The following is a 2,870-nucleotide window of genomic DNA, read 5'->3' on the forward strand; positions in this document are numbered from 1 at the left end:
AAAGTTTGTTAAATCTTTCTCTTTGTTTAGGTGCAGCAACTGCCAACAATCCCCTCTTAATTTCAAAATAAGTAATGCAACTGATAAAGATACTTTTTCTTTGAGCTTTGACATCTTCAATTTTTTGATAAACTTTAAGATCACGCTTAATAATCAAAGAAACGATATTAGTATCTAACAAATAACTCATAATTACCTATTTACGCTTAATTGCTTCATCGAAAATAGCCATTTGTTCAGGAGTAAAATCGCCGCCAATTTTTGACAGGATTTCTGTGGACATAATAAAGCTACAATGCTCTTTCAATTCTGCCTCTGACATAGTGTTAAATTCCTCAAAAGGTAAATTTTTTTCAAATAATTCAACCAAATGTTTCACTATTTCTGAACAATTAAGCTCCTCTTTGAAGAAAGGGCGGTCTTCCATTAAAATAGAAACAACTTGCTCAATTCTCTTAATCATTGATTTTTGTCTGACATCAGTTGATAACATACTTAGGTCTCCAGTAAATTTTCAATAATATTTATCAACTGCCAATATATCAAGTTTCTCGTGGTTATGCAACATCGTGAGTTCGATCTCGAATAGATCCCTGTAACGGTGTCTTGGGTGGGATGTATCACCATTCTCATCCGATGGTGATTTCTACCATGTCCAACCTCTTTGGGGTGAAGATGTCTTTATGGTTAAAAGACCCCAAGGGACGCACCTTGTCAGACGAGGACATATTACACTATCCTTATGATAGTAGTAACCTTAGCCGAAACCATGAAAACAATTAGTTTTAAAACCCATGTAGGAGAAGATGGAACATTACAAATATCTTTACCGCCTGAACTTAAAAACACAGATTTAGAAGTTACCTTAGTTTATCAGCCAATATCTCTAAAAGAACAAGAAGAAAAAACTACATTTAGCCAATGGCAAGAAGGCTTCTTTGAAGAAGTAATTGGCGGTTGGGAAGGTGAATTATTAGTAAGAGAAAAACAGCCAGATTATGAGGAAAGAGAACAACTACTATGACTTATCTGTTAGATACAAATGTTTGTATTAAGCTACTTAATAATAGTAGTTTGGCTGTTACTCATGAGTTAGCAAAACATCAGCCAGACGAGATTTATTTATCTACTGTGGTACAATTAGAATTATATTATGGGGCTTACAAAAGCAGTAGAAAAGAGCAAAATTTAGCAAAGCTAGAGCGTTTCTGTAATCAATTTAGTATTTTACCTTTTGACCAAAATTCTGCAAAAATTGCTGGAAGAATTCGTTCTCAATTAAATCAATTAGGTATTCCTATCGGTGGTTATGATTTACAAATTGCAGCTCTTGCTATGGCTAATGAGTTAATTTTAATCACTCATAATATCCGTGAATTCAGTCGTATAGATGGTTTAAAATATGAAGACTGGGAGATTTAATTATGGCTAATACTATAAAATAACGTAAAATAGCGTTAAACTAGCTATAATTTTTGATACAGTATTAGCAGGATCTATTTAATTAAAAAACCTGCCTTTTGATGATTGACATTTCATCAACAATTTCACCAAATCTTTCGTGTTTGATTCTGATTCTTTCTCTGACTCGATAAACTTGACCATTGCTAGAATTAAAAATATCATAAATAAATGATGTTTCTGTTGGATCTTGACCGTAAGAAGAACACTTAAAAGCAATTTCTAATGAAGAAATAAAGCCTCTATATTCGACCCAATCTTCTTCTTGACAAGCTTCTATATAAGATAATTTATCGGATTTTAGATCGTATGTGAAATATCCAGTATCTACTGAACCCCAGTTATTAGCTAAATAGTATCGAGCTAAAATATAATTATTTTTTATATCGAAAGATATGGGTGTGAATATTATATATCCAGGAAATTTTTCTGAACGTAATTCAATCTTTTTTATTTCATTATTATTTTCAATAATAATCTTAATAGATAGAGTTTCCCTGTCCGTTGCTGGTTCACAAAATCCCGATGTATTTGTTTGATCTTCATCTTTTCCTATTCTTCTTAAAAACCCTTCAAAATAAACTTTTGTGCTAGAGTCATTTGATGCTAATTTTTCTGATTGATAGATCAATTCAACTACTCGATTACAATTATCTCCTTCCAAAGCTCGAATAGGAAAAGAAGCCTCATTCTGAGTATATCCATGACTAACCGTCGATAAAAAAAACGTCATAAATATTGCATTGCTCAAAATAGTTTTGTTCATATCATCTCAAGACAAATGTTTTTTCCTATTGATTAAGATAATATTTGAAGTTTTTTATCTAAGTGTTAATAATGACTGGTTGTGGTAATTTTAACACAGACAGACACCAAAGACAACTACTATAAAATAACTTTACATTTCTTTTATCACTTTTGGAAAATGCTATCCTTGTAGATAAGACAAAAGAACTAAAAATCTCCATTGATGCCAATTGGATAATTTAAGCGCATCTTATGATAGTCTAAATATTTTCTTAAAGATGGCAGTAGGAAAGAGCGATCGAGAATGATTAAGGACAAAAATCAGCAAACCTATAGAGACCCTAGTATTGTCGGTTATTATGCCCAATTAACCGCCCTACAGCCGGCAGAAAAGACAATTTTAACCCTGCTGCAAGAGCGTTTATCAACCATGAAAATGCTTGATTTAGGGGTAGGTGCGGGACGAACTACGAAGTATTTTGCCCCTCTTGTGGGAGAATATATCGGTGTTGATTATTCTGCGGAAATGATCGCCGCTTGTCGTCAAAAATTCCCCCATTTAGTCTGGCAAGTGGCCGATGCTAGAAATCTAGAACAATTTGCCGATAATTATTTTGATTTTATTCTCTTTAGTTTTAATGGCATTGATTATATTTCCCCTG

At 32.8% G+C, this 2,870-nt stretch carries 6 protein-coding genes; 3 read left to right on the forward strand and 3 right to left on the reverse strand.

The window, feature by feature from the left end:
• On the reverse strand, positions 1–190 hold a 190-nt coding region (locus tag PX484_RS15180; RefSeq protein WP_502882750.1), incomplete at its 3' end, for a PIN domain-containing protein.
• 6 nt (positions 191–196) lie between these two features.
• A complete protein-coding gene (locus PX484_RS15185) occupies positions 197–493 on the reverse strand; it encodes a hypothetical protein (protein WP_002804618.1) in 297 nt (98 codons plus the stop codon).
• Between the two features lie 276 nt (positions 494–769).
• Between PX484_RS15185 and PX484_RS15190 the strand changes: the two genes are divergently transcribed.
• Positions 770–1,024, forward strand: coding sequence for a hypothetical protein (locus tag PX484_RS15190; RefSeq protein WP_045362322.1), 255 nt, complete (start codon positions 770–772; stop codon positions 1,022–1,024).
• Positions 1,021–1,422 carry a type II toxin-antitoxin system tRNA(fMet)-specific endonuclease VapC gene (vapC, locus tag PX484_RS15195; protein WP_061432511.1) on the forward strand — a complete coding sequence of 134 codons (402 nt, stop codon included), beginning with the start codon at positions 1,021–1,023 and terminating at the stop codon, positions 1,420–1,422. Before PX484_RS15190 ends, vapC begins: the two co-directional genes overlap by 4 nt.
• 82 nt (positions 1,423–1,504) lie before the next feature.
• Here the strand turns inward: vapC and PX484_RS15200 are convergent, their stop codons facing one another.
• On the reverse strand, positions 1,505–2,227 hold the full coding sequence (locus PX484_RS15200; RefSeq protein ID WP_042790633.1) for a hypothetical protein: 723 nt from the start codon (positions 2,225–2,227) through the stop codon (positions 1,505–1,507).
• A gap of 285 nt (positions 2,228–2,512) precedes the next feature.
• On the opposite strand from PX484_RS15200, the gene PX484_RS15205 reads away from it, so the two are divergent.
• The coding region (locus PX484_RS15205; RefSeq protein WP_288104525.1) for a class I SAM-dependent methyltransferase at positions 2,513–2,870 on the forward strand (358 nt) is incomplete at its 3' end.

Source organism: Microcystis sp. M49636_WE2, from assembly GCF_030065375.1.
Taxonomy (GTDB): domain Bacteria; phylum Cyanobacteriota; class Cyanobacteriia; order Cyanobacteriales; family Microcystaceae; genus Microcystis; species Microcystis aeruginosa_C.